This window comes from Streptomyces sp. NPDC048507, assembly GCF_043199995.1.
Classification (GTDB): Bacteria; Actinomycetota; Actinomycetes; order Streptomycetales; family Streptomycetaceae; genus Streptomyces.
This window is the reverse complement of the sequence record NZ_JBICWZ010000005.1, coordinates 315,916-340,495: the sequence shown is the minus strand read 5'-3', so window position 1 is coordinate 340,495 and position 24,580 is coordinate 315,916. Positions and strand designations below refer to the sequence as shown.

General features: G+C 71.6%; 19 protein-coding genes. 10 read left to right on the top strand and 9 right to left on the bottom strand.

The window, feature by feature from the left end; translation table 11 throughout:
* The first annotated feature begins 6 nt into the window (after positions 1 to 6).
* The 3 genes from ACGFXC_RS17485 to ACGFXC_RS17475 all read left to right on the top strand — a co-directional run bounded on the left by ACGFXC_RS17485 (position 7) and on the right by ACGFXC_RS17475 (position 2,696).
* Complete coding sequence (locus ACGFXC_RS17485; RefSeq protein WP_393713632.1) at positions 7 to 516, top strand: MarR family winged helix-turn-helix transcriptional regulator; 510 nt, start codon at positions 7 to 9, stop codon at positions 514 to 516.
* Positions 517 to 579: 63 nt separating this feature from the next.
* Positions 580 to 909 (top strand): DUF3817 domain-containing protein, encoded by a 330-nt coding sequence (locus ACGFXC_RS17480; RefSeq protein ID WP_393713630.1) that lies wholly within the window; start codon positions 580 to 582, stop codon positions 907 to 909.
* An 86-nt stretch (positions 910 to 995) separates the two neighbouring features.
* On the top strand, positions 996 to 2,696 hold the full coding sequence (locus ACGFXC_RS17475) for a methylmalonyl-CoA mutase (protein WP_393713628.1): 1,701 nt from the start codon (positions 996 to 998) through the stop codon (positions 2,694 to 2,696).
* Between the two features lie 76 nt (positions 2,697 to 2,772).
* On the opposite strand, the gene ACGFXC_RS17470 is transcribed toward ACGFXC_RS17475, so the two are convergent.
* Positions 2,773 to 3,411 (bottom strand): TetR/AcrR family transcriptional regulator, encoded by a 639-nt coding sequence (locus tag ACGFXC_RS17470; RefSeq protein ID WP_393713626.1) that lies wholly within the window; start codon positions 3,409 to 3,411, stop codon positions 2,773 to 2,775.
* Between the two features lie 248 nt (positions 3,412 to 3,659).
* On the opposite strand from ACGFXC_RS17470, the gene ACGFXC_RS17465 reads away from it, so the two are divergent.
* From ACGFXC_RS17465 to ACGFXC_RS17450, 4 genes are all read left to right on the top strand, one after another.
* A complete protein-coding gene (locus ACGFXC_RS17465) occupies positions 3,660 to 4,652 on the top strand; it encodes a tetratricopeptide repeat protein (RefSeq protein WP_393713624.1) in 993 nt (330 codons plus the stop codon).
* A gap of 594 nt (positions 4,653 to 5,246) precedes the next feature.
* Positions 5,247 to 5,897, top strand: coding sequence for a DUF6230 family protein (locus ACGFXC_RS17460; RefSeq protein WP_393713622.1), 651 nt, complete (start codon positions 5,247 to 5,249; stop codon positions 5,895 to 5,897).
* 103 nt (positions 5,898 to 6,000) lie between these two features.
* On the top strand, positions 6,001 to 6,555 hold the full coding sequence (locus ACGFXC_RS17455; RefSeq protein WP_393713620.1) for a DUF6114 domain-containing protein: 555 nt from the start codon (positions 6,001 to 6,003) through the stop codon (positions 6,553 to 6,555).
* Complete coding sequence (locus tag ACGFXC_RS17450) at positions 6,545 to 7,885, top strand: hypothetical protein (RefSeq protein ID WP_393713618.1); 1,341 nt, start codon at positions 6,545 to 6,547, stop codon at positions 7,883 to 7,885. Before ACGFXC_RS17455 ends, ACGFXC_RS17450 begins: the two co-directional genes overlap by 11 nt.
* Positions 7,886 to 7,957: 72 nt before the next feature.
* Here the strand turns inward: ACGFXC_RS17450 and ACGFXC_RS17445 are convergent, their stop codons facing one another.
* The 5 genes from ACGFXC_RS17445 to pta all read right to left on the bottom strand — a co-directional run bounded on the left by ACGFXC_RS17445 (position 7,958) and on the right by pta (position 17,552).
* Positions 7,958 to 8,497: a hypothetical protein gene (locus tag ACGFXC_RS17445; protein ID WP_393713616.1), complete on the bottom strand. Its 540-nt coding sequence runs from the start codon at positions 8,495 to 8,497 to the stop codon at positions 7,958 to 7,960.
* Positions 8,494 to 12,369, bottom strand: coding sequence for a hypothetical protein (locus ACGFXC_RS17440; protein WP_393713614.1), 3,876 nt, complete (start codon positions 12,367 to 12,369; stop codon positions 8,494 to 8,496). Before ACGFXC_RS17440 ends, ACGFXC_RS17445 begins: the two co-directional genes overlap by 4 nt.
* 301 nt (positions 12,370 to 12,670) lie before the next feature.
* Positions 12,671 to 14,101, bottom strand: coding sequence for a pyruvate kinase (pyk, locus tag ACGFXC_RS17435; protein WP_393713613.1), 1,431 nt, complete (start codon positions 14,099 to 14,101; stop codon positions 12,671 to 12,673).
* A 62-nt stretch (positions 14,102 to 14,163) separates the two neighbouring features.
* Positions 14,164 to 15,378, bottom strand: a complete 1,215-nt coding sequence (locus ACGFXC_RS17430; RefSeq protein WP_393713611.1) for an acetate kinase — start codon at positions 15,376 to 15,378, stop codon at positions 14,164 to 14,166.
* Positions 15,379 to 15,455: 77 nt separating this feature from the next.
* The gene (gene pta / locus ACGFXC_RS17425; protein WP_393713609.1) at positions 15,456 to 17,552 is read right to left on the bottom strand and encodes a phosphate acetyltransferase; all 2,097 of its coding nucleotides are present in this window, start codon (positions 17,550 to 17,552) and stop codon (positions 15,456 to 15,458) included.
* A 275-nt stretch (positions 17,553 to 17,827) separates the two neighbouring features.
* Here pta and ACGFXC_RS17420 point away from each other — a divergent pair, with 275 nt between their 5' ends.
* Positions 17,828 to 18,853 (top strand): ATP-dependent 6-phosphofructokinase, encoded by a 1,026-nt coding sequence (locus tag ACGFXC_RS17420; protein ID WP_393713607.1) that lies wholly within the window; start codon positions 17,828 to 17,830, stop codon positions 18,851 to 18,853.
* A 136-nt stretch (positions 18,854 to 18,989) separates the two neighbouring features.
* On the opposite strand, the gene ACGFXC_RS17415 is transcribed toward ACGFXC_RS17420, so the two are convergent.
* On the bottom strand, positions 18,990 to 19,613 hold the full coding sequence (locus tag ACGFXC_RS17415; protein ID WP_393713605.1) for a helix-turn-helix domain-containing protein: 624 nt from the start codon (positions 19,611 to 19,613) through the stop codon (positions 18,990 to 18,992).
* A gap of 383 nt (positions 19,614 to 19,996) precedes the next feature.
* On the opposite strand from ACGFXC_RS17415, the gene ACGFXC_RS17410 reads away from it, so the two are divergent.
* Together ACGFXC_RS17410 and trxA are read left to right on the top strand one after the other, a co-directional pair.
* Positions 19,997 to 20,428: a MerR family transcriptional regulator gene (locus ACGFXC_RS17410; protein WP_393713603.1), complete on the top strand. Its 432-nt coding sequence runs from the start codon at positions 19,997 to 19,999 to the stop codon at positions 20,426 to 20,428.
* Between the two features lie 29 nt (positions 20,429 to 20,457).
* Positions 20,458 to 20,820, top strand: a complete 363-nt coding sequence (trxA, locus tag ACGFXC_RS17405; RefSeq protein ID WP_393713601.1) for a thioredoxin — start codon at positions 20,458 to 20,460, stop codon at positions 20,818 to 20,820.
* Here the strand turns inward: trxA and glgB are convergent.
* On the bottom strand, positions 20,807 to 23,137 hold the full coding sequence (glgB, locus tag ACGFXC_RS17400) for a 1,4-alpha-glucan branching enzyme (RefSeq protein WP_393713599.1): 2,331 nt from the start codon (positions 23,135 to 23,137) through the stop codon (positions 20,807 to 20,809). The genes trxA and glgB overlap by 14 nt on opposite strands.
* Positions 23,134 to 24,570, bottom strand: coding sequence for a maltokinase (locus ACGFXC_RS17395; protein ID WP_393713597.1), 1,437 nt, complete (start codon positions 24,568 to 24,570; stop codon positions 23,134 to 23,136). The genes glgB and ACGFXC_RS17395 overlap by 4 nt, the downstream gene beginning before the upstream one ends.
* Positions 24,571 to 24,580: the final 10 nt, after the last annotated feature.

Sequence of the window (24,580 nt, the reverse complement as noted above, 5' to 3'; positions counted from 1 at the left end):
TGGTGGGTGCCCAAGCCGCTCAGCCTTCCCTTCGACCCCATCGCCCGCGCCGACGAGCTCTGGCAGCGCCGCTGGGGACCGGTCCCCTCCATGGCCGCGATCACCTCCATCATGCGCGCCCACCAGATCCTCCTCGCCGAGGTCGACGCGGTGGTCAAGCCGTACGGGCTCACCTTCGCCCGGTACGAGGCGCTCGTGCTGCTCACCTTCTCCCAGGCGGGCGAGCTGACGATGTCGAAGATCGGCGAGCGCCTGATGGTCCACCCCACCTCGGTGACGAACACCGTGGACCGGCTGATGAAGGCCGGCCTGGTGGCCAAGCGGCCCAACCCGCAGGACGGCCGCGGCACGCTCGCCTCCATCACGCCCAACGGGCGCGCCGTGGTCGAGTCCGCGACGAAGGCCCTGATGGACATCGACTTCGGGCTGGGCGCGTACGACGCGGAGGAGTGCGCGGAGATCTTCGCGCTGCTGCGCCCCCTGCGCGTGGCCGCCGCCGACTTCGAGGACAAGTAGGGCGGGCGGCGGGGGACGGGGCCGCGTCAAGATCGCGCAAAACGGACGGTTAGGCTCGACGCCATGAAACGAAGCGTGCTGACCCGCTACCGCGTCATGGCCTACGTGACCGCGGTCATGCTCCTGATCCTCTGCGCCTGCATGGTGGCGAAGTACGGCTTCGACACCGGGGCCGGCCTGACCCTCGCGGTCTCGCAGATCCACGGCGTGCTGTTCATGATCTACCTCGTGTTCGCCTTCGACCTCGGCTCCAAGGCGAAGTGGCCCTTCGGCAAGCTGCTGTGGGTCCTGGTGTCGGGCACGATCCCGCTCGCCGCCTTCTTCGTCGAGCGCAAGGTCCGCGCCGAGGTCGAGCCGCTGGTCACGGACGGCCTCGCGACCGCGAAGGCCTAGAGCGGGGCTCGACCGGAATCCCCGGGGAAGGACTCCCCGGGGTTTCCCATCGACATTTACTAGGACGTCCTAGTAAATTCATGGGTATGGATGCTGACGCCATCGAAGAAGGCCGCCGTCGCTGGCAGGCCCGCTACGACAAGGCCCGCAAGCGCGAGGCCGATTTCACGACGCTCTCCGGAGATGACGTCGAGCCCGTCTACGGGCCCCGCCCCGGCGACGCCTACGAGGGGTTCGAGCGCATCGGCTGGCCGGGCGAGTACCCCTTCACCCGAGGCCTGCACGCCACCGGCTACCGCGGCCGGACCTGGACCATCCGCCAGTTCGCCGGCTTCGGCAACGCCGAGCAGACCAACGAGCGCTACAAGATGATCCTGGCCGCGGGCGGCGGCGGCCTCTCCGTGGCCTTCGACATGCCCACCCTCATGGGCCGGGACTCCGACGACCCCCGCGCGCTCGGCGAGGTCGGCCACTGCGGGGTCGCCATCGACTCCGCCGCCGACATGGAGGTCCTCTTCAAGGACATCCCGCTCGGCGACGTCACCACGTCGATGACCATCTCCGGGCCCGCCGTGCCCGCCTTCTGCATGTACCTGGTCGCCGCCGAGCGCCAGGGCGTCGATCCGGCCGTCCTGAACGGGACGCTCCAGACCGACATCTTCAAGGAGTACATCGCCCAGAAGGAGTGGCTCTTCGAACCCGAGCCGCACCTGCGCCTCATCGGCGACCTCATGGAGTACTGCGCGAACGGCATCCCCGCCTACAAGCCGCTCTCCGTCTCCGGCTACCACATCCGCGAGGCCGGGGCCACGGCCGCGCAGGAGCTCGCCTACACCCTCGCCGACGGATTCGGCTACGTCGAACTCGGCCTCTCCCGCGGCCTCGACGTCGACCACTTCGCCTCCGGCCTCTCCTTCTTCTTCGACGCGCACCTCGACTTCTTCGAGGAGATCGCCAAGTTCCGCGCCGCCCGCCGCATCTGGGCCCGCTGGATGAAGGAGGTCTACGGGGCGAAGTCCGACAAGACGATGTGGCTGCGCTTCCACACCCAGACGGCCGGCGTCTCCCTCACCGCCCAGCAGCCGTACAACAACGTGGTGCGCACCGCCGTCGAAGCCCTCGCGGCCGTCCTCGGCGGCACCAACTCGCTGCACACCAACGCCCTCGACGAGACCCTGGCCCTGCCCAGCGAACAGGCCGCCGAGATCGCGCTGCGCACGCAGCAGGTGCTGATGGAGGAGACCGGCGTCGCCAACGTGGCCGACCCGCTGGGCGGTTCCTGGTACGTCGAGCAGCTCACGGACCGCATCGAGGCCGACGCGGAGAAGATCTTCGAGCAGATCAGGGAGCGCGGCCTGCGCGCCCACCCGGACGGCCGGCACCCCATCGGGCCGATCACCTCCGGCATCCTGCGCGGCATCGAGGACGGCTGGTTCACCGGGGAGATCGCGGAGTCGGCCTTCCAGTACCAGCGCGCCCTGGAGAAGGGCGACAAGCGGGTCGTCGGCGTCAACGTGCACCACGGCTCCGTCACCGGCGACCTGGAGATCCTCCGGGTCAGCCACGAGGTGGAGCGCGTACAGGTCCAGGAACTGGCGGCGCGCAAGGACCGCCGCGACGACGCGAAGGTCGACGCCGCCCTCGCGCAGATGCTGGCCGCCGCCCGCGACGGCTCGAACATGATCCCCGCCATGCTGGACGCCGTCCGGGCCGAGGCCACGCTCGGCGAGATCTGCAACGTCCTGCGCGACGAGTGGGGCACCTACACCGAGCCGCCCGGCTTCTGACCGTCCCCGACGCGCACGGGCCGGCCCCGCCCCTCCGGAAGGGGCGCGGCCGGCCCGCGCGCGTCCGCGGGGCGCCTCAGGCGGAGCCGGCGCTGCGCAGACCGTGCATCAGCAGCGCGGTGAAGGCGGCCACCCACAGCTCGTCCACCGGCTCGGAGCTCACGAGCGCGCGGTGCACCACCGTGCCCGCGATCACGTCGAAGATCAGGTCCGTGGCAAGGCCGGCGAGCGCCGGGTCCTCCTCGTACGGAAGTTCCCCGCGCGCCTGGGCCCGTTCGCGTCCCAGTACGACGAGACGTTTCTGCCTGTCCACGATCGCCGACCGGATCCGGTCCCGGAGCGCCTCGTCGCGGGTGGACTCGGAGACCACCGCCATCAGGGCCGTCCGGGCCTCGGGGCGCCGCAGCAACTCCGCGAACTGCAGGACCACGTACTCGATGTCGGCTTCGAGGGAACCCCGGTCCGGGAGCTCCAGCGCGTCGAACAGCTCCGCGACCGCGTCGACGACCAGTTCGCTCTTGCCCGCCCAGCGCCGGTACAGGGTGGTCTTCGCGACGCCCGCCCGGGCCGATACGTCCCCCATCGTCAGCTTCGACCAGCCCAGCTCCACCAGCGCGTCCCGGGTCGCCGCCAGGATCGCGGTGTCCGCCGCCGCGCTGCGGGGGCGGCCGGTGCGGCCGGGCGGAGGGCTGGTGCCGGGGCTGGGGTTGCGCATGGCCGAGACCATACCCGCCAGTAGCGGAACCGCCGGGGGGCCCGTCGCTGTGGTTCAGATCACGGCGCGCGGGCGGCCCGGGGGAGTTACGCTACGGCTCGTAGCGAAAGAGCGACAACCACGCGAAGGCTACTGGCGCCAGGTGGGGACCCGGCGCCGCACCCAGCTCCACCGCGATCCGCACGTTTCGCGGGACGATCTTTCGGGATCCTTTTCGTCGGCGCGCGCACTCGGGGGAGGATGTACGCATGCAGCCCAGAAACATGTCCATGAGCGGCGTCGTCGACCTCGCCGCGGTGAAGGCGGCCGGCGAAGCCAAGGCGAAGGCCGAGCAGGCGCGCGCGGAGGCCGCCCGCCAGGGCGGCGCCGGAGCGGGCAGTGCGCCCGGCGGCGCCGTACCGCCGTCCGCGCTCGTGATCGACGTAGACGAGGCCGGCTTCGAAAGCGACGTCCTCCAGCTCTCCAACGAGGTTCCGGTCGTCCTCGACTTCTGGGCCGAGTGGTGCGAGCCGTGCAAGCAGCTCAGCCCGCTCCTGGAGCGGATGACCGTCGAGGCGAACGGCCGCTTCGTCCTGGCGAAGATCGACGTCGACGCCAACCAGATGCTGATGCAGCAGTTCGGCATCCAGGGCATCCCGGCCGTCTTCGCCGTCGTCGCGGGCCAGGTCCTGCCCCTGTTCCAGGGCGTGGCCCCCGAGCAGCAGATCCGCGAGACCCTGGCCCAGCTGGTCCAGGTCGCCGAGGAGCGCTTCGGCCTCATCGGCCTCCAGGTCGACCCCGGCGCCGAGGGCGCCCCGGCCGAGGAGGCCCCCGAGCCGGCCGGTCCGTACGACGCGCTGCTGGAGGCGGCGGTCGTGGCGCTGGACGAGGGCGACATGGACGGCGCCGTCCGCGCGTACCGGAGCGTCCTGGCCGAGGACCCGGCCAACACCGAGGCCAAGCTGGGCCTGGCCCAGGCCGAGCTGCTGGCGCGGGTGCAGCACCTGAACCCGCAGACGGTGCGCGCCGAGGCGGCCGCGAACCCGAAGGACCCGGCCGCGCAGATGGCCGCGGCCGACCTGGACCTGGCGGGCGGACACGTGGCCGACGCCTTCGGGCGGCTGGTTGACACGGTCCGGGTCACCTTCGGTGACGAGCGGAACTCCGTACGCGTCCGGCTCCTGGAGCTGTTCGAGGTCATCGGAACGGACGACCCCCGGGTCTCCGCCGCCCGTACGGCATTGGCGCGGGTGCTCTTCTAAGCACGTCCGGGCCTTCCCGGGCGCCCACGGGCCCCGGTGATTTGTTGACACGTAGATAAACAGCGGCCGCGCTTTGCCAAATCTTGGCAATCGCGGCCGCTGTTACTCGTAGTAAGTCCAACCCCGTGAACTGTCCGGTTGGTTCGCTCTTCCACCGATCTGTCGTGGCCCACGGTGACACCCTGTGTGGCCGCCCGACGGCGTCGGGTCGCACTCCGGTTATCCAGCCGTTACCCGCCAGTAACGAACCCCCTTGTGCCCCGGCCGGGAATGGACCACGATCGGCGACGCTCGGTCCTTCCCGCAGTGCCGCTCATCCGGAGCCGCGGCGGAGGGTCCCCACCGGGCCGGCCGGTGACAGTGGCACCGGCCGTGGGACAGGGGGGTCTCCACCACACCCGGCGGAGCCTGTCCTCCAGGTTGCGCGAACGCGTGGCCCAGTGGTTGTCGCTCGGGGGTGATCGCCGGTGTACGGGACGTGGCACAGCCATACCCCGCCCTCCTGCGCTCCTTCCCGAGGACGTAGCACTTCTCCCATCCCAGGACGGGCACGGCCCGGACCGGAGATGTACGTCCGAGAAGGAGGAACGAAGTATGAGTTCTCAGGTTCGTGGCGGGACCAGATGGAAGCGCTTCGCGCTCGTCATGGTGCCGAGCATCGCGGCCACGGCCGCGGTCGGTGTGGGTCTGGCGCAGGGTGCCCTCGCGGCGTCCTTCAGCGTCTCCGGCCAGGACTTCAAGGTCTCGGCCGACAAGCTCGACGGTGACGACCTGCTCCAGTACGGCAGCGTCGCCAAGGGCAAGGGCCTGGACGGCAAGGAAGCGTCGCACCCGGTCACCATCTCCGGGTTCAGCAAGGCCAAGATCACCAACATGTGCCAGTCGCTGGTGACGCCGATTCCCGGAATCGGCAACATCACGATGCAGCTGCGGACGGGCAACAAGGGCACGCCCGCGGTCGCGGAGAACATCTACCTGGACGTCGCCGAGCTCGACACCGACGCCACCTTCACCGACCTCGACATCGGTGTCGCGGTGGACGCGGCCAAGGACGGGACGCACCCGACCGGTCCGCAGGCGAACACGGTGGCCAACGGCGCCCTGTTCTCGCAGCGCGCCAAGAAGGCCGTGCTGACGAACGTGCGTCAGAAGGCGTGGGCGACGACGGCGGGGACCTTCACCCTCCCCGACCTCAAGCTCCGCCTGCTCAGTGGCGACGAGCCGTGCTACAAGGACGAGAAGTAGCCGGTTTTGGCCGGGTGACCGCGGGGGCGGGGGCGGACGCCGCCGTCCGCCCCCGCGGGCTCCACAGAGTTTCCGTACCACCGTTTCCAGGGAGCTGTTGTCCATGAACCCCCAGGCCCCGGTTCGCGCCGCAGACGACGCTTGGTTCACCGTGGTGTACTACCGCTTCCGCGCTTGGAGGGGGGAACGGCCCTTCTGGGCGGGTCTCTTCACCGCCCTCGGTGGCGTTCCGATCGCCTACTTCCCGTACGCGGACCTCCGGCTGGGCAACATCACCATCGCCATGGCGACGACCGCCGGAGCCGGCTCGCTGATCATCGGGATCCTGCTGATCACCCTCGGCATCGCCCTGTGGTTCCAGCAGGCCATGCGGGTGTTCGCCGGTGTCGCGGCGATCCTCCTCGCGCTGGTCTCGCTGCCGGTGTCGAACCTGGGCGGCTTCTTCCTCGGATTCCTCTTCTCCCTGCTCGGCGGCGCGCTCGCGCTGTCCTGGGCACCGGGGAAGCCGGAGGAGGCGCAGCCGCAGGACGCGGAGACGGCCGAGGCACACGGATTCGCCGGCGGCTCCCTGCCGTTCCCCGGGCCCCGTGACACGGAGACGGACTACGCGACCGAGAAGACTGCCCACGCCGATGGCGGGAGGAACAGTGCGGGGTGACGAGACGCAGCGGGGCGCGACCCCAGGCGCAGAGTCCCGTGAAAGAAAGGGCCCGCGACACGCGGCGCCCAGGAAGTCGCTGCTGAACAAGCTCCAGATACCCGTCGGGAAGACGATGGCGCTGGCCGCGATGCCGACCGCCGTGCTCGTCGGGATGAGCATCACGCCGAAGCTGGCCCTGGCCGACGAAAAGGACATCCCCTTCGCGCCGGGCCCCTGCGTGACGCGCTCCGACGAGCCCTCCGAGTCGGCATCGCCGTCGCCCTCGAAGACCCCGTCGCCGAGCACGTCGCCCACCGCGACGCCCTCGCCGGGCGCGAGCGGGACCCCGAAGCCGGTCACCACCCCCTCGGGCACGGCCTCCGGCTCCGGTACGCAGGAGAAGGGCAAGGACAAGGAAGCGGACAAGCAGGTGCCCCCGGCGCCCAAGCCGTCCGCGAGCGCGAGCACCTCGCCCTCCCCGTCCCCCTCGGCTCCGGCCAAGAGCACGAACCCGCTCGACCCGCTGGGAGTGGGCGACGCCCTCAAGGGGCTCGTCGACGCGCTCGGCAGGCCGCTCAAGGACGCGCAGAAGCCGGCCACCCCGGCGCCCGCGCCCACCCCGAGCGGAACGGCGAAGGCGAAGGACCCGGCGGCGGACGCCATCCGCGAGGCGGCGCAGAAGGCGGGCGCCGGCGTCAAGGAACTGCCGCAGGACGTCAAGGACACGGCCAAGACGCCGAAGGACGAGACGGGCAAGACCGCCGACGGCAAGAAGGCCGACGACGGGACCGACCCCGACGCCTCGCCCTCGCCGTCGCCCTCCACCTCGGCGTCCACGGACCCGGACGGCAAGCAGCCCTTCCCCTGCCCGACGCTGGACGCCAAGGCCCTGGCCGACGCGAAACTGGACCCGGGCGTCCCGCTCCTGCCGGACGAGCCCTGGTACCTGGACAGCTCGCTGCTGACCCTCTACGGCCTGGACTACGAGGGCATCGTCGAGGTGAAGACGGCGGGCGGCAAGATCAAGAAGGTCCTGAAGTTCACGGCCGACTCGCTGGACATCAAGGACCTGTACCAGACGGTCGGCACCGGCAACACCGTCGCCCACCTGAAGTCCCGCCCGGGCTCCACGTCCAAGATCCGGGACGCCAAGGTGACGATGTACACGGAGAGCCTCAAGGGCAACCTGTTCGGGCTCATCCCGATCGAGTTCACCCCGAACAGCCCGCCGCCCCTGAACGTCCCCTTCGCGTTCTTCACGAACGTCAAGGTCGTCCAGGCCGGCCAGTTCGGCGGCAACCTCACGGTCCCGGGCCTGAAGCAGTACATCGGCCCGGCGGAGAAGTAGTCCGCGACCCCCGCACACGGTGAAGCTCCCGGCAGCACGTTCGCTGCCGGGAGCTTCGTCGTTTCCCGGTGTTTACGGGGTCCAGAGGAAGGTGCTGACGGGGCCGAGCGGCCCCGCCTGCTGCTCCTGCTCCACGAGCCAGTGCTCGTAGGCCCCGGCGCCCTGGAGCCGGATGCCCCAGTGGTAGCCGGGGTCGACGAAGAGCCGTTGCCCGTACTCGAACTGGAACTCGATGCACCGCACCGTGCCGGCCGTCGGGTCCGACTCGGCGTTCAGGGCGTAGCGAGCAGCCGAGACCGACTGCTCGTGAGAGTCGCCGAGGTAGTGGTCGCCCCAGGCACCGAGAGCGAACTCCTCGTCGGTTCCGTCGAGCTCCGGGGGGAGCGCGGGTTCGGCCACCATGTGCAGGGACAGCTGCCCGTGATTGCCGAGGGACTGCAGCCGCAGGAGGCCGCCGTCCTGGACGGCCAGGTACACGCTGCTGCTCAGCGGCGCGAACCGCGGGGCGGGAGCGTGGTCACGGTCGATGTACCCCGGGACCTGGACATCCCAGATCCCGGCGGTGCGCAGTGGTGCGAACACCTTCTCGTACGGATCCGACGTGTGCGTCACTGCGCCCTCGAGACCCACTGCAGACCAGTGATCATTCCGGAGCCGTCCTCGAGCAGGGTGTAGAAGCTTCCGTCCAGCCTCAGGATCAGCGTAAGGCCGTCCCCCTGGAAGACGTAGCCGGCGGGCTCGTTCACCTTGATCGTCGCGATTCCCTTGAACTTCCAGTGCCCCCCGGTGATGCGGCCGAGCATGTCATCGAGCAGCTCCGCACCCTCGTCTTCCTTCCACTTGGGGTACTTCTTGCCGAGCAGGCGCTCCATGTACACACGCTTGCGCGTCCAGTGGTCCTTCCACTTGTTGCCCCCAGGCGTGATCTTGGTGATGCACGGCGGCACCGCGGGGTCGTCCGCTGCGATCGCGGCACGGGCTCCCTTGTCCACGGCCGGGGAAGGGGCAGTGCGCGCGGCGCTCTTGGCCCCGGGGACGAGGCACTGCGGGACCTTGTGTCCGTTCTTGCGGACCTTCTCGATGATGCTCTTCAGGCGCTTGACCGAGCGCGCGCCCGCTTCCGCGGCGTCGAAGAACTTGGCGACGCGCGTGACCACCTTGTAGATGGCCTCGATCACATCACCGACCTTCTTGAGCGGGATGAGGTTGCTGGCCACGTCGAAGAGGGCCCAGAGGCAGCTCTCGACCTCGCGCGTCGCGAAGCAGGCCTTGATGTTGTCCAGGCCCAGCATCGAGATGAGGATGTCGGCACCGTTCGCCTTGATCCAGTCGATGATGCTCGCTCCGACGGCGGCGAGGGCGGCGCGGTACTCGTCCACGCACTGCTGGCCGCATTCGGCCCGGAGGATGGCCTCGTCATCGGGTCCGAGAGCGGTGCCCACCTGGGCGGCGTCCGCAACGCCGGTGTTACCGGCCTGCATGGCCCGCTTGCGGTCCTCTTCCTGCTCCTTGCGCTCCTGCTCCTCGGCCCGGTCGGCCGCGGCGTCAGCGTCCTTGGCCGCTTGGTTGGCGTTGGTGGCAGCCGTTTCGGCCCGGGTGGCCCAGCCCTCGGAGTTGGTCGCGGCGGTGTTCGCGGCGTTCGCCTCGCGAGTGGCGGTGTCGGCGGACGCGTGGGCGTTCGCCGCGCTCTTCTCGGCTTCCGTGGCCTCGTTGTTCGCGGAGGCCGCCTCATTCGAGGCGTCCTGCGCCGCGGACTTGGCGGCGAGCGCTTCGCCGCCCGCGAGGGTGCTGTACTCCTTCGTCTTCGTGTCCGCCTTCTTCGCGGCGTCCGCGGCGCGTGCCGCCTCGGCGGCGGAGGCGCGGGCCGCGGCCATGGAGGTGAGGGCAGCGGCCGCGTCGGCCGCTGCCGCCGCCGACGCCTGTGCGGCGAGCTTGGCATCGCCGGAGGCCTTGTCGGCCAGTGCCTTGGCATCGGCTGAAGCCTGTGTGGCCTCCTTGGCCTTGGCGGTGGCAGCTGCAGACTGCTGCTCGGCCAGCGTCTTCGACGTCTGACCGACCAGGACCGCGAAGGCGGCCGCCGCATCGGTTTCCCGGAAGGTGGTGCCCACCGCGATGGCGGTGTTGGCGGGCTTGACCACTTCGGCGGCCGAGTCACGAGCCGCCATGGCGGCTTGCGCCGTGGCGAAGGCGTGTCCGGCGGTCACTGCCGACCAGGCCGCGGTCTTGGTGGCCTCGGTCTGGGCGGCGCCGGCCTCCGAGCTCGCCTTGACGGCCGCGGTCTGTGCCTTCTTGGCCTCGGTCTCGGCCTTGGTGGCGTTGCCGGCGGCCGCCTCGGCGGCATCGATGGCGTCGGCCGCGGCGGCGTGCGAGGTCGCTGCCGCGGAGAAGCTGGTCTCCCAGGCGGCCCATGCCTTGTCGGCCGCGCTGTTGGCGCGTTCCGCCGCCGCCGTCGAGCGGGTCGCGGCGGCACGCGCCTCCACTGCTGCGGTGCTCGCTTCGCCCGCGGCCTTGTGCGCGGCGGTCGCGGCGGTGGCCGCCTCGTTCGCCGCCGTGCGGGCGGCGGTGGCCGCTTCACGGGTCACGGTCGCGGCCTCGGTGCCGGCCTTCGCCGCGGCTGCGGCCTCGAGCGAGGCCGCCCGGGACGCGGTGGCCTGCTTCTGGCGTTCGGCTTCGGCCGCCCTGTCCCGGGCCTCGACGGCCCGTCGTTCGGCGTCCTCCGCCTTCTCCATTCCGTCCCACGCCGACCCGGCGGCTCCCTGAGCGGTGAGCCGCGCGGTGGATGCCGTCTTCTGCTCGTCCGCGGCGCGCTTCTCGGCGGCTTGGGCCTTCGCGCGTTCGGTCGCGGCGTTCTGGCGTTCCTTCGCGGCGGTGGCCTTCTCCTTCTCGGCCTTCGCGCGCTCCGTCTTCGCCGTGTCGGCCGCCTTGCGGGCGGTCTCCTGGGCGGCCTCGGCGGTGGCCTGCGCGGCCTTCGCCTTGGTGGCGTTGTCCGCGGCTTCCTTCGCCTGGGCCGCGGCCGCGGTGGCGGCGGCCTTGGCCTGGGCCGCGGCCTCCTGGGCGGCGATGCGGCGGAACTCCGTGTTCACCGCGTGCGACTGGGTCTGGGCCAGGGCGTAGAGGGTCTTGCTGTCCGCAACCGTCGCCTTCGCGGCGTTCGACGCGGTCAGGGTGGCCTTCGACGCCGCTTCGGCTGCCGCGGCCGAGGCCTTGGCGACCTGCACCGACTGCTGCGCGAACAGCAGGCCGCGCCCGCGCGGGGTCTTGGCCGCGTCCGCGATGGCCCACGCCTTGTTCTGCGCGGTGTTGGCCTTGTCCGAGGCGGTCTTGGCCGCCGTCGACGCGGCCGCGGCGAGCTTCACCTGGTCGCCCGCCCGGGTGCGGGCCGTCGCCAGGTCCTTCGTCGCCTGCGTGAACACCGCGGCGGCGGGCCGGTTGGAGGCGTTGGCCGGCTGGGCCGCCCAGTACTTCTGCCAGGTGAGGATCTGGTCGGCGAGCCAGGCCTGGCCGAGGGACTCGATCATGGCCTCGGTGGCCTTGCGGGTCTCCGCGGCGGCGCTGACCTCGGCGTTGACGATCTCGTTGCGCGCGGTGGTCTGGGCGGCGTACTCCTGCTCCCACTCCAGGTGCGCCGTGACGACGATCGGGGACATGACCCGGTAGAAGTCGACCGGGTTGCGGCTGTCGCAGACGCCCCAGGCGGCCTTGAGGGCCTCGACCTCGAGCCGGAACTCGACCGAGTCCTCGGCCGGCGCCTGCTTCATGTAGCCGCCGAGCCGCAGGTAGCGGGCGATGTCGCTGGCGGTCGAGGCACCGTAGTTGTACTCGGTCTTGGCCGCGTCGCTCAGCAGCGAGTCGGTGACGAAGTCCAGGTTGAGGTCCTGGCCCTTGAGCTGGGCGGCCAGTTGCCTCGCCTTGTCGGCCGCGGCCTTGGTGGCCGGAGCGTGGCCGTCCTCGCCCAGCCGGTAGTACAGGTTCCGCAGGTCGTAGGTGAAGGCGACGATGTCCTTGTCGAACTGGGGGGCGTACTGCGCGACCCCGCCGCGGCTCCCGGTCTCCCAGTAGACCTTGTTCGACGCCTGCCAGCGGTCCCGCCGGTCGATCGACTCGATGGAGGAGCCCGCGTAGGCGTCCCGGTCCGTGAGCATCGCCTGGCGCAGCGGGTCCATGCCCGTGCTCAGATCGGTGGCCGTGGCGAGCTCGGCCGGGGTGCCGGTCAGGGCCTTGGCGGCAGTCTTCTTCAGCTCCGGGCCGCCGACGTGCAGGGCGAAGCCGCCCGCGCAGCGGTTCAGCCGGGCACTGGTGCCCAGGCTGATGGGCCGGTAGGCGGGCTCGTCGTCCGGCGGGATCTCCACCGCCGAGGCCGGGGCGGCGCTGATGAGGCCGGCCAGCAGGGCGGCGCTGGTGGCGAGGGCGGTGCCGGCGAGGCCGCGGCGTACCGCGGCCCGGATGGCTGGGCTCCGGCCCCTCAAAAGGGTCGATCTGTGCACGTGTCTGCCTTTTCCTTCAGAGTTTTCGAGCAGCCCGAAGGAAGGCGCGTACGTGCGTATGCGCTGGTCAAACGCGTGTGATGAGTGTCCTGCCTTCCCCCAAGGCGTGGCCTGACCCTGTCACGAAGTGGGTTACCTCGGGTAGCGATTTTCAGCCATCCCTACCGGCAGGTAGAAATCGCACAGGAAACACACAGCACGGTCCGGTCCGCTCAACGCACCGAGGGCGGCACTCCGGATCCTCGTGGGGATCCGGAGTGCCGCCCTCGGTCTCTGTGCGGCAGAGGTGGGGTGGCGGGGGTCAGTCGCGGGTGCTGCCGCCCACGTGGTGGACGCGGACCATGTTGGTCGTGCCCGGGACGCCGGGAGGCGAGCCGGCCGTGATGACCATGGTGTCGCCCTCGTTGTAGCGGGCCAGCTTGTGCAGCTCGCCGTCCACGAGGTCGACCATCGCGTCCGTGTTGTCCACGTGCGGGACGACGTAGGACTCGACGCCCCAGCTCAGCGTGAGCTGGTTGCGGGTGTTGACGTCCGTGGTGAAGGCCAGGATCGGCTGGGTCGCGCGGTAGCGCGAGAGCCGGCGGGCCGTGTCCCCGGACTGGGTGAAGGCGATGAGCGCCTTGCCGTCGAGGAAGTCCGCGATCTCGCAGGCCGCGCGGGCGACGGAGCCGCCCTGGGTACGGGGCTTCTTGCCCGGGACCAGCGGCTGGAGGCCCTTGGACAGGAGCTCCTCCTCGGCCGCCGTGACGATCTTCGACATCGTCTTGACGGTCTCGATCGGGTAGGCGCCGACCGAGGACTCGGCGGACAGCATGACCGCGTCCGCGCCGTCGAGGATGGCGTTGGCGACGTCGGACGCCTCGGCGCGCGTCGGGCGCGAGTTGGTGATCATCGACTCCATCATCTGGGTCGCGACGATCACCGGCTTGGCGTTGCGGCGGCACATCTCGATGAGCCGCTTCTGGACCATCGGGACCTTTTCGAGCGGGTACTCGACGGCGAGGTCGCCGCGGGCCACCATGACCGCGTCGAAGGCCGCGACCACGGCCTCCATGTTCTCGACGGCCTGCGGCTTCTCCACCTTGGCGATGACGGGGACGCGGCGGCCCTCTTCGTCCATCACCTTGTGGACGTCCTTGACGTCGTTGGCGTCGCGGACGAAGGACAGCGCGACCATGTCGCAGCCCATCCGCAGGGCGAAGCGGAGGTCGTCGACGTCCTTCTCCGACAGGGCCGGGACGTTCACCGCGGCACCGGGCAGGTTGATGCCCTTGTGGTCCGAGATGACACCGCCCTCGATGACGATGGTCTTGACCCGCGGGCCCTCGACCGCGGTGACCCGCAGCTCGACGTTGCCGTCGTTGATCAGGACCTGGTCACCCTTGGTGACGTCGCCCGGGAGACCCTTGTAGGTGGTGCCGCAGATGGACTTGTCGCCCGGGACGTCCTCGGTGGTGATGGTGAACTCGTCACCGCGCACCAGCTCGACGGGACCCTCGGCGAAGGTCTCCAGGCGGATCTTGGGGCCTTGGAGGTCGGCGAGGACGCCGACCGCTCGCCCGGTGTCCTCGGAGACCTTCCGGACGCGGTCGTACCGCTCCTGGTGTTCTGCCTGGGATCCGTGGCTGAAGTTGAATCGGGCCACGTTCATACCTGCCTCGATGAGCGCTTTCAGCTGCTCATACGAGTCGACGGCGGGGCCCAGCGTGCAGACGATTTTGGAACGGCGCATGGAGCGGATCCTATCGGTTTGTTTCGTAGCGGAATATTCCGTCTGGTGGAAAGTCCAAGTGACTACTGGGTAACCAACGCGTACGCCTGGTTCGCGATCTCCAGTTCCTCGTCCGTCGGCACCACGGCCACGGCCACCCGCGCGTATTCCGCCGAGACGAGCCGCGGCCGGTCGGACCGCTCCGCGTTGGCCTGGAGGTCCAGCGCCAGACCCAGCTCCTCCAGACCGGCCACCGCAGCTTCCCGGACGCCGGCCGCGTTCTCGCCGACGCCCGCCGTGAACACCACCGCGTCCACCCGCCCGAGTACCGCCGTATAGGCGCCGATGTACTTCTTCAGACGGTGGACGTACGCCGCCAGCGCGAGCCGCGCCGCCGGGTCGCCCTCGTCCGCGCGCCGCTGCACCTCGCGCATGTCGTTGTCGCCGCACAGACCCAGCAGACCGCTCTTCTTGTTCAGCAGCGAGTCGATCTCGTCGACGGACAGCCCGCCGACCCGGGCCAGGTGGAAGACCACCGCCGGGTCCAGGTCGCCCGAACGGGTGCCCATGACCAGGCCCTCCAGCGGGGTCAGCCCCATGGAGGTCTCCTCGCACACCCCGCCCCGGACGGCCGAGGCGGAGGCCCCGTTGCCCAGGTGGAGCACGATCACGTTCACGTCCTCGGCCGGCTTGCCCAGCAGCGCGGCCGTCGCCCGGGAGACGTAGGCGTGCGAGGTGCCGTGGAAGCCGTAGCGCCGGATGGCGTACTTGTCGGCCGTCGCCGCGTCGATCGCGTACCGGGCCACGTGCTCCGGCATCGTCGAGTGGAACGCCGTGTCGAAGACGGCCACCTGCGGGACGTCGGGGCGCAGCGAGCGGGCCACCTCGATGCCGGTCACGTTCGCCGGGTTGTGCAGCGGGGCCAGCGGGATCAGGCTGCGGATCTCCGCGAGCACCTCGTCGTCGATCACCGTCGGCCGGGTGAAGCGGGTGCCGCCGTGCACCACCCGGTGGCCGACCGCGGCGAGCTCGGGGGAGTCCAGGCCCATGCCGTCGGCGGCCAGTTCCCCGGCGACGGCCCGCAGGGCCGCCCCGTGGTCCGCGATCGGGCCGAGCCGCTCGCGCCGGCCGCCCTCGGCGCCGGGGCCGGTGAGCGGTTCGTGCACGAGGCGGGAGGTCTCCTCGCCGATCCGTTCCACCAGGCCGACCGCGAGCCGGGACCGGTCCGCCATGTCGAGGAGCTGGTACTTGACCGACGAGGAGCCGGAGTTGAGGACGAGTACGCGCGATGCGGTCACGGGTGCGGTGCCTTCTCGTGGGAGTGGGGGGAGGGTGGGGATGGCGGGGGCGGTGCGCAGCGGTGCGCCGCGGGCCGTCAGGCGGTGGCGGCGGGGCCCCCGGGGCGGGGGCCCTGCGCCTGGATCGCGGTGATCGCCACGGTGGTGACGATGTCCTGGACCAGCGCTCCGCGGGAGAGGTCGTTGACCGGCTTGCGCAGGCCCTGGAGCACCGGGCCGACCGCCACGGCGCCCGCCGACCGCTGGACGGCCTTGTACGTGTTGTTGCCCGTGTTGAGGTCGGGGAAGATCAGCACGCTCGCCCGGCCGGCCACCTCGGACTCGGGCAGCTTGGTGGCCGCCACCGAGGGCTCCACGGCGGCGTCGTACTGGATCGGTCCCTCGATCAGCAGGTCGGGCCGCTGCGCGCGGACGAGCTCGGTGGCCTTGCGGACCTTGTCCACGTCGGCGCCGGAGCCGGAGGTGCCGGTCGAGTACGAGAGCATCGCGATCCGCGGCTCCACCCCGAAGGCGGCGGCGGTGGCGGCGGACTGGACGGCGATGTCGGCGAGCTGCTCGGCGTTCGGGTCCGGGTTGACCGCGCAGTCGCCGTAGACGAGGACCTTGTCGGCCAGGCACATGAAGAAGACGGAGGAGACGATGGAGGCCTCGGGCTTGGTCTTGATGATCTCGAAGGCGGGGCGGATGGTGGCGGCGGTGGAGTGCACCGAGCCGGAGACCATGCCGTCGGCGAGGCCCTCCTGGACCATCAGGGTGCCGAAGTAGTTCACGTCGGTGACCACGTCGTTGGCCAGCTCGACGGTCATGCCCTTGTGCGCGCGGGCCTTGGCGTAGTACTCGGCGAAGCGTTCCCGCAGCGGGGAGGTGGCCGGGTCGATCAGCTGCGCGCCCGAGATGTCGATGCCCAGGTCCGCGGCCTTCTTCAGGATCGCGGGCTCCTCGCCCAGCAGGGTCAGGTCGCAGACCCCGCGGCGCAGCACCACGTCGGCGGCGCGCAGCACCCGCTCCTCGGTGCCCTCGGGCAGCACCACGCGGCGCCGCTCGGAGCGGGCCCGCTCCAGCAGCTCGTGCTCGAACATCATCGGGGTGACCCGCTCGGAGCGGGCGACGGAGAGCAGGCCGCGCAACTCGGTGGTGTCCACGTGCCGCTCGAACAGGCCGAGCGCGGTCTCCAGCTTGCGCGGGGTCGCGGAGTTCAACCGGCTCTGCAGCGCGAAGAGTTCGGCCGCCGTCGGGAAGCTGTTGCCGGCCACCGACACCACCGGGGTGCCGGGCGCGAGCCGCGCGGCCATCTTCAGGATGTGCGGGGCCGGCCGCTCGTTCAGCGTCAGCAGCACGCCGGCGATCGGCGGGGTCCCCGAGGTGTGCGCGGCCAGGGCCCCGATGACCAGGTCGGAGCGGTCCCCGGGGGTGACGACCAGGCAGCCGGGGGTCAGGGCGTTCAGGAAGTTCGGGAGCATCGCGCCGCCGAAGACGAAGTCCACGGCGTCGCGGGCCAGCCCCGCCTCGTCGCCGAGGAGCACCTCGCCGCCGAGCGCCCCGGTGATCTGGGCGACGGTGGGGGCGGAGAGGGACTTGTCGTCGGGCAGGACGTAGCAGGGCACGGGCAGCCGGGCCGCGAGCCGCTCGGCTATCAGGTCGCGGTCCTCGGCGGCCACCCGGTTGACGACCATCGCCACCACGTGGCAGCCCAGGCTCTCGTAGGCGCGGTAGGCGTTGCGGGCCTCGGCGCGCACGGACTCGGCGGGGTGTTTCGTGCCGCCCACCACGGGGACGACGACCGCGCCCAGCTCGTTGGCGAGGCGGGCGTTCAGCGCCAGCTCGTCGGGGAGGTTCGTGTCGGCGTAGTCGGTGCCGAGGACCAGCATGACCTCGTATTCGCGGGCCACCCGGTGGTAGCGGTCGACCAGCCGGGACACCAGTTCGTCGGTGCCGCGCTCGGCCAGGATCGCCGAGGCCTCGTGGTACTCCATGCCGTAGGCCGTCGTCGCGTCCTGCTCGATGCGGTAACGGGCCTTGAGCAGGTCGAACAGACGGTCGGGCCCGTCGTGGAGCAGCGGACGGTAGACGCCGACCCGGCCGGTCTGCCGGGTCAGGAGCTCCATGATGCCCAGTTCGACGACCTGGCGGCCGTCCCCCCGCTCGATACCGGTCACGTACACGCTGCGCGTCACGCGTGCTCTCCGTCCATGTGTGCCTGGGCATCGATTGACCCAGTTAGGGTGGGCTTGACCTCTTGACAATACCTCTGCGGATGGATAGGGCGCCCGCCGGAAAATGGGCCCGTCCGAGGGGGCCGAAAGGCCCTGGGGGTGGATCCGTACGGAGCGCGCCTCCCCCGTGGCACGTGGAACAATCGGACAGGCTTCATCAATACGCCCTTCATATGTACAGCCGTCCGTCCGCACGCGTACGGCCAGGTACGACCAGGAGCAGGAGACACAGCACGATGCGTATCGGAGTTCTCACCGCAGGCGGCGACTGCCCGGGCCTCAACGCTGTCATCCGGTCGGTCGTACACCGCGCCCTGGTCGGGCACGGGGACGAGGTCATCGGTTTCGAGGACGGGTTCAAGGGCCTCCTCGACGGCCACTACCGGCCGCTCGACATCAACGCCGTCAGCGGCATCCTCGCCCGGGGCGGCACGATCCTCGGCTCGGCCCGCATGGAGCGCGCCCGCCTCCACGAGGCCGCCGAGAACGCCCACGAGCTCGCGAAGCGCTACGGCATCGACGCCCTCATCCCGATCGGCGGCGAAGGCACCCTGACGGCCGCCCGGATGCTGTCCGACGCCGGGATGCCGGTGGTCGGCGTACCGAAGACGATCGACAACGACATCTCCTCCACCGACCGCACCTTCGGCTTCGACACCGCCGTCATGGTCGCCACCGAGGCCATCGACCGCCTCAAGACCACCGCCGAATCGCACCAGCGCGTGATGGTCGTCGAGGTCATGGGCCGCCACGCGGGCTGGATCGCCCTGGAGTCGGGCATGGCCGGCGGCGCCCACGGCATCTGCCTGCCCGAGCGCCCCTTCGAGGTGGACGCCCTGGTGAAGATGGTGGAGGAACGGTTCGCCCGAGGCAAGAAGTTCGCCGTCGTCTGCGTCGCCGAGGGCGCGCACCCGGCGGAGGGCTCCATGCCGTACGAGAAGGGCGAGATCGACCAGTACGGTCACGAGCGCTTCGCCGGCATCGGCAACCGCCTCGCCGTCGAGCTGGAACGCCGCCTGGGCAAGGAGGCCCGCCCCGTCATCCTCGGCCACGTCCAGCGCGGCGGCACCCCCACCGCCTACGACCGCGTCCTCGCGACCCGCTTCGGCTGGCACGCGGTCGAGGCCGTCCACCGCGGCGAGTTCGGCAACATGACCGCCCTGCGCGGCACCGACATCGTGATGGCCCCCCTCGCGCACGCCGTCACCGAGCTGAAGACCGTCCCCGACCACCGGATGTACGAGGCCGAGTCCGTCTTCTGACCGGCCCGCCCGGCCCGTGCGGCCGGGACTTGTGGCCCCTCTTGCCTGCCGAACGGCCCCGGTTCGTCTCCCCCTCGGAGCGTCCGGGGCCGTTCGCGCGCACCGGGCGGACGCCGCCCGGCGCCGTGCGTGTGAGCTATCCCGCACCGCCCGCCATCGACCAGAAGCGGTCCACGATCTCCGCGAGGAACTCCCGGCCCGCGTCCCCGGCCCCGGCCGCGCCCTGGCCGCCGCCCCAGCTCAGGGTGGCCACCATCCGCGACTGGTAGTCGTTGTAGAGCCGCTCCAGCACCCGCTCCAGATGGGCCTTGGGCACCGGCAGCAGCTTGGCCAGCGGTTTCACGTACGCCTGCCAGCGGGTGGTCACCGCGCTGCGCAGCAGCCCGGCGAGCTCCTCCTCCTTGCCGGTCGCCGTCACGAACTGCGCGAGGTTCAGACCGAGCGCCGAGGCGAGGGCGGCGGACTGGCGTTCGTTGCCCTTCCAGCGCCCGGTGTCCTCCATCTTCTGGTACGAGCCCGCGTCCAGCCCGACCCGGCGGGCCAGGTCCTCGGGGTCCATGCCCCGGGCCAGGCGGTGTTCGCGCAGGGTGACGGGCTCGGCGAGCAGTTCCCCGGGGGAGCACCAGAGCACGCCGGCGAGCGCCGTGAGTTCGGCGGAGGTGGGGGACTGTTCGCCCCGTTCCCAGGCCATCACGGTTTCGGGCGCGACGAGCAGTCCGTACTGGGCTCGCAGGCCGTAGGCGACATGACCGGGAGCCATGCCCAGGGCCGCGCGCAGACGACGCGCGGCGGGGGCATTGAAAGGTGGGCTGGAGTGCACAGGGCACACGGTAGAAGTGGCTGAGCCATGACGACTACCAACCAATCAAACAAGCTCATAACTCGTAGGAACGTCCTAGGGAGTTCGGCGGTTTGGCCGGGTTTCCCTGCGACTGTCCGGTAATCGGATTGGTCGATGATCCTTCCACAGCGTACGGATCCGGCCACTCCGATTCAGGCGCCTCCCGACACTCGTGGAGTGATCCCCGTCACACCCCGCGAACCCGCCGTCCGTCCCGTCCGTGACCCATGACGAGGGCCCTCGCCCACGGGGGCGGCGAGGGCCCTTGCCTTGACGCCGGCGTCAAGGAATACGGTCGGCCCATGCGCATCGGCGAACTGGCGAAGCGGGCCGGGACCAGCACACGGACCCTCAGGTACTACGAATCGCGCGGACTGCTGGCCGCGCGGCGGACCGGCAACGGCTACCGCGACTACGACGAGGACGACCTGCGCCTGCTGCGGCAGATCCGCACCCTCCGGGACTTCGGCTTCGACCTGGAGGAGACCCGGCCCTTCGTCGACTGCCTGCGCGCCGGCCACCCGGCCGGGGACTCCTGCCCGGCCTCCCTGGCCGTCTACCGCAGCAAGCTCGGCGAGCTCGACGAGCTCATCGGCCAGCTCGCCGGCGTACGGGAGCAGGTCGCCCGGCAGCTGGCCGCCGCCGAAGCCGCCGCCGATGCCGTCGCCGCCGGGGCGCTCGCCGCCGCGGCCACCGGGGACCCCCCGGCGCCGCGCTGCGAGATGACCGGCTGACCGCACCACCCACACGAGAGGGGAACGACATGATCCACGCCCGGGGCGTGTCCGAAGTGACCGACGCCGACTTCACCACGGAGGTGCTGGCGGAGCGACGGCTGCCCGTCCTGGTGGAGTTCACCGCGGACTGGTGCGGCCCCTGCCGCCAGCTCGCCCCCGTCCTGTCCGCCGTCGCCGCCGAGGAGGCCGGCCGGCTCAAGGTCGTCCAGATCGACGTCGACCGCAACCCGGCCACCGCCGCCCGCTACGGCGTGCTCGCCGCGCCCACCCTGATCGTCTTCCGGGACGGCGAACCCGTGCGCCAGATGGTCGGGGCCCGCGCCAAGCGCAAGCTGCTCCAGGAACTCGACGAGCACCTGGAGCAGCGGCCCGCCGTTACGACGGCCTGAGCCAGACCGTCGCCATCGGCGGCAGCGTCATCCGCAGGCTCGCCGCGCGCCCCTGGGCCGGTACCGGTTCGGGGCGCAGCGGCCGGGCGTGGTGGACGCCGCTCCCGCCGTACGCCTCCAGGTCCGTGTTGAGGACCTCGCGCCACTGCGCCACCTCCTGCGGCACCCCGACGCGGTAGCCGTGCCGCACCACGGGCGAGAAGTTCGACACGCACAGCAGCTGCGAACCGTCCTGCGCGTACCGCAGGAAGGCGAACACGTTGTCCTCGGCGGCGTCCCCCTCCACCCACGCGAAGCCCTCCGGCACGGAGTCGCGCTCCCACAGCGCCGGCGAGGCCGTGTACGTACGGTTCAGATCGCGCACGAGGTCCCGTACGCCCCGGTGGTCACCGGCCGCCGGGTAGGAGGAGTCCAGCAGCCACCAGTCCGGCCCGTACGACTCCGACCACTCCGAGCCCTGGGCGAACTCCTGCCCCATGAACAGCAGCTGCTTGCCCGGGTGCGCCCACATGAAGCCCAGGTAGGCGCGGTGCGTGGCGCGCTGCTGCCACCAGTCGCCGGGCATCTTCGAGACCAGCGACCGCTTGCCGTGCACCACCTCGTCGTGCGAGATCGGCAGCACGTAGTTCTCGCTGAAGGCGTACACCATCCCGAAGGTCATGTCGTGGTGGTGGTACTTGCGGTGCACCGGCTCCTTCGACACGTACTTCAGGGTGTCGTGCATCCACCCCATGTTCCACTTCAGGCCGAAGCCCAGCCCGCCCGAATCCGTGGGCCGGGTCACCCCGTCCCAGGCGGTGGACTCCTCCGCGATCGTCACCACGCCCGGGCAGCGCCGGTAGACGGTGGCGTTCATCTCCTGGAGCAGCGCCACCGCGTCCAGGTCCTCCCGGCCGCCGTGCGCGTTCGGCGACCAGTCGCCCTCCTCGCGCGAGTAGTCCAGGTAGAGCATCGAGGCCACCGCGTCCACGCGCAGCCCGTCCACGTGGAACTCCTGGCACCAGTACACGGCGTTGGCCACCAGGAAGTTGCGGACCTCCTTGCGCCCGTAGTCGAACTCCAGCGTCCCCCAGTCCGGGTGCGCGGCCCGGCGCGGGTCCTGGTGCTCGTACAGCGGCCGGCCGTCGAACTCGGCGAGCGCCCAGGCGTCGCGCGGGAAGTGCGCGGGCACCCAGTCGACGATCACCCCGATCCCGGCCCGGTGCAGCGCGTCCACGAGCAGGCGGAACTCGTCCGGGGTGCCCATGCGGGAGGTCGGCGCGTAGAAACCGGTGACCTGGTAGCCCCACGAGCCGCCGAAGGGGTGCTCCGCGACCGGCATCAGCTCCACGTGCGTGAAGCCCAGCTCCTTCACGTACGCGGGCAGCTGCTCGGCCAGCTGGCGGTAGGAGAGCCCGGGCCGCCACGACGCCAGGTGCAGCTCGTACACCGACAGCGGCGCCTGGTGCGGCGCCCGCTGTCCGCGCCGCGCCATCCAGTCGGCGTCCTGCCACTCGTACCGGGAGGCGGTGACGATCGAGGCGTTCGCCGGCGGGACCTCCGCGTAGCGCGCCATCGGGTCGGCCCGCAGGGTGTGGCCGCCGTCCGGGCGGGTGACCTCGTACTTGTACAGGGCCCCCTCGGCGACCCCCGGCAGGAACAGCTCCCACACCCCGCTCGCGCCGAGCGAGCGCATCGGGTAGGCGACCGCGTCCCAGTACGAGAAGTCCCCGCTCACCCGCACGCCCAGGGCGTTGGGCGCCCACACCGTGAACCGGGTGCCCCGCACCCCCTGGTGCTCCATCGGCTGCGAGCCCAGCGCCGTCCACAGCTCCTCGTGCCGGCCCTCACCGATCAGGTGCAGGTCCAGCTCCCCGAGCGCGGGCAGGAACCGGTACGGGTCGTGGACCTCGATCTCGTCGCTGTCGTACGTCACGAGGAGCCGGTAGTCCGGCACCCCGGTCAGGGGCAGCAGCCCGGAGAAGAGGCCGTCCCCGTCGTCGAAGAGCTCCGCGCGCAGCCCCTTGGCGACGATCGTGACGGCCTTCGCGTACGGGCGCAGCACCCGGAAGGCGACGCCGCCGCGCTGCGCACGGGCGCCGAGCACCCCGTGTGGATCGTGGTGGCGGCCCTCCAGGAGCCGGGCCCGTTCCTCCGCGCCGAGCGGGGGAGCCGGCCGCACCCCGTGCGGCGGGGCGCCGCGCCGGGCCCGGGGGGTGCGGGCCCCCTTCGGCGCGGCGGGCGCCTCGGGCTCCGGGACGGCGGCGGCGGGGGCGGATGCGGATGCGGCTGCGGCCTTGTCGCGGACGGTCGGTGACGGCTGTCGTGCGGCGCTCACGCGAGCGGCCTCCTCGGGGGCTTCGGGTGGGGGGTGGCGGCGGGGTTCGCCGGCGGGGGCATGCGGTGGGCCGGCCGCTGGGGTTCCGACAGCCGGCGGATCGCCGCCATCGGGACGTGCAGCCAGTCGGGACGGTGCCGGGACTCGTAGCGGGCCTCGTACACCGCCTTGTCGGTCTCGTACGCGCGCAGCAGGACCGGGTCCTCGCGCGGGTCGCGGCCGGTGGTACGGGCGTAGCCCTCGCAGAACGCCGCGCGGCAGGCGTCCGCCCAGGCGGGGGCGAACGGCCGGTGCGAGCGGGCGGCGTAGTCGAAGGAACGCAGTATCCCGGCGATGTCCCGCACGGCCGGTTCGGGGCGGCGCCGGTCGGCCAGCGGCCGCGCGGGCTCGCCCTCGAAGTCGATCAGCGCCCAGCTGCCGTCGGCGGTGCGCAGGGTCTGCCCCAGGTGCAGGTCGCCGTGGATGCGCTGGGCGGGGACCCCCGCGCCCCGGGAGGCGGCCAGGGCGTCGAAGGCGCCGCGCAGTCCGGCCTCGTACGGCTGGAGCGCGGGCACCTCGCGGACGGTGGCCGCCAGCCGGGCGGTCATCCCGGCGGCGAGCCGGGCCGTCTGCTCGGGGCCCAGCGCCACGGTGGGCAGGGCGGCGGCCAGCGCGCTGTGCACCTCGGCGGTGGCCCGGCCCAGCGCGTGCGCCTCGGCGGTGAAGTCGGCGCCGGCGCCGAGCCGGCGCAGGGCCAGCTGCCAGCCGTCGTGGGAGCCGCGCAGGTAGGGCTGGAGCACGCCCAGGGTCAACGGTTCTCCACCGGGCAGTGCCGCCTCGTACCAGGCGACGGGCGCGGGCACCCGGGAGCAGCCGGCGGCGGCCAGCGCCCTGGGCAGCTCCAGGTCCGGGTTGACCCCGGGACCGACCCGGCGGAACACCTTCAGGATGTACGCGTCCCCGTAGATCAGCGAGGAGTTGGTCTGCTCGCCGGACAGCGGGCGGGGGGCCAGTCCGGCCGGGACGGGGGCGTGCGGGTCCCGGTCGAAGCGCAGCGGCCCCAGGGTGCCGGGGGAGCGCAGGCGTTCCAGCAGCATCGAGGCGAGCCGGGGGTCGCCCAGCGCCTCGTACACGGCCCGGCCCGCGTGGGGTCCGCTCTGCGCGTGCCCGATCAGGGCGGGCGCGAGGGCGGGCGGCAGGGGCGCGGGGCGGATGCCCAGCAGGAGCTGGTAGCAGTCCCCGTCCACGTCGAGCAGCAGGTGCAGCAGCCCCGGGGTGGAGCCCGGTGGGAGCAGCTCGGCCGCGGAGACGGCCCTGATCCTGCTGATGGCGCGGCCCTTGCCCGCGAACCAGCGCTGGGCGGGCAGCCAGGCCCGCAGCATCGGTTCCAGCGGGCCGATCCCGGTGGCCCGGTCGGCCGTCAGCCGGCTCCGGGCGGATGCAGCCTCCGACATGGCGTCGAGT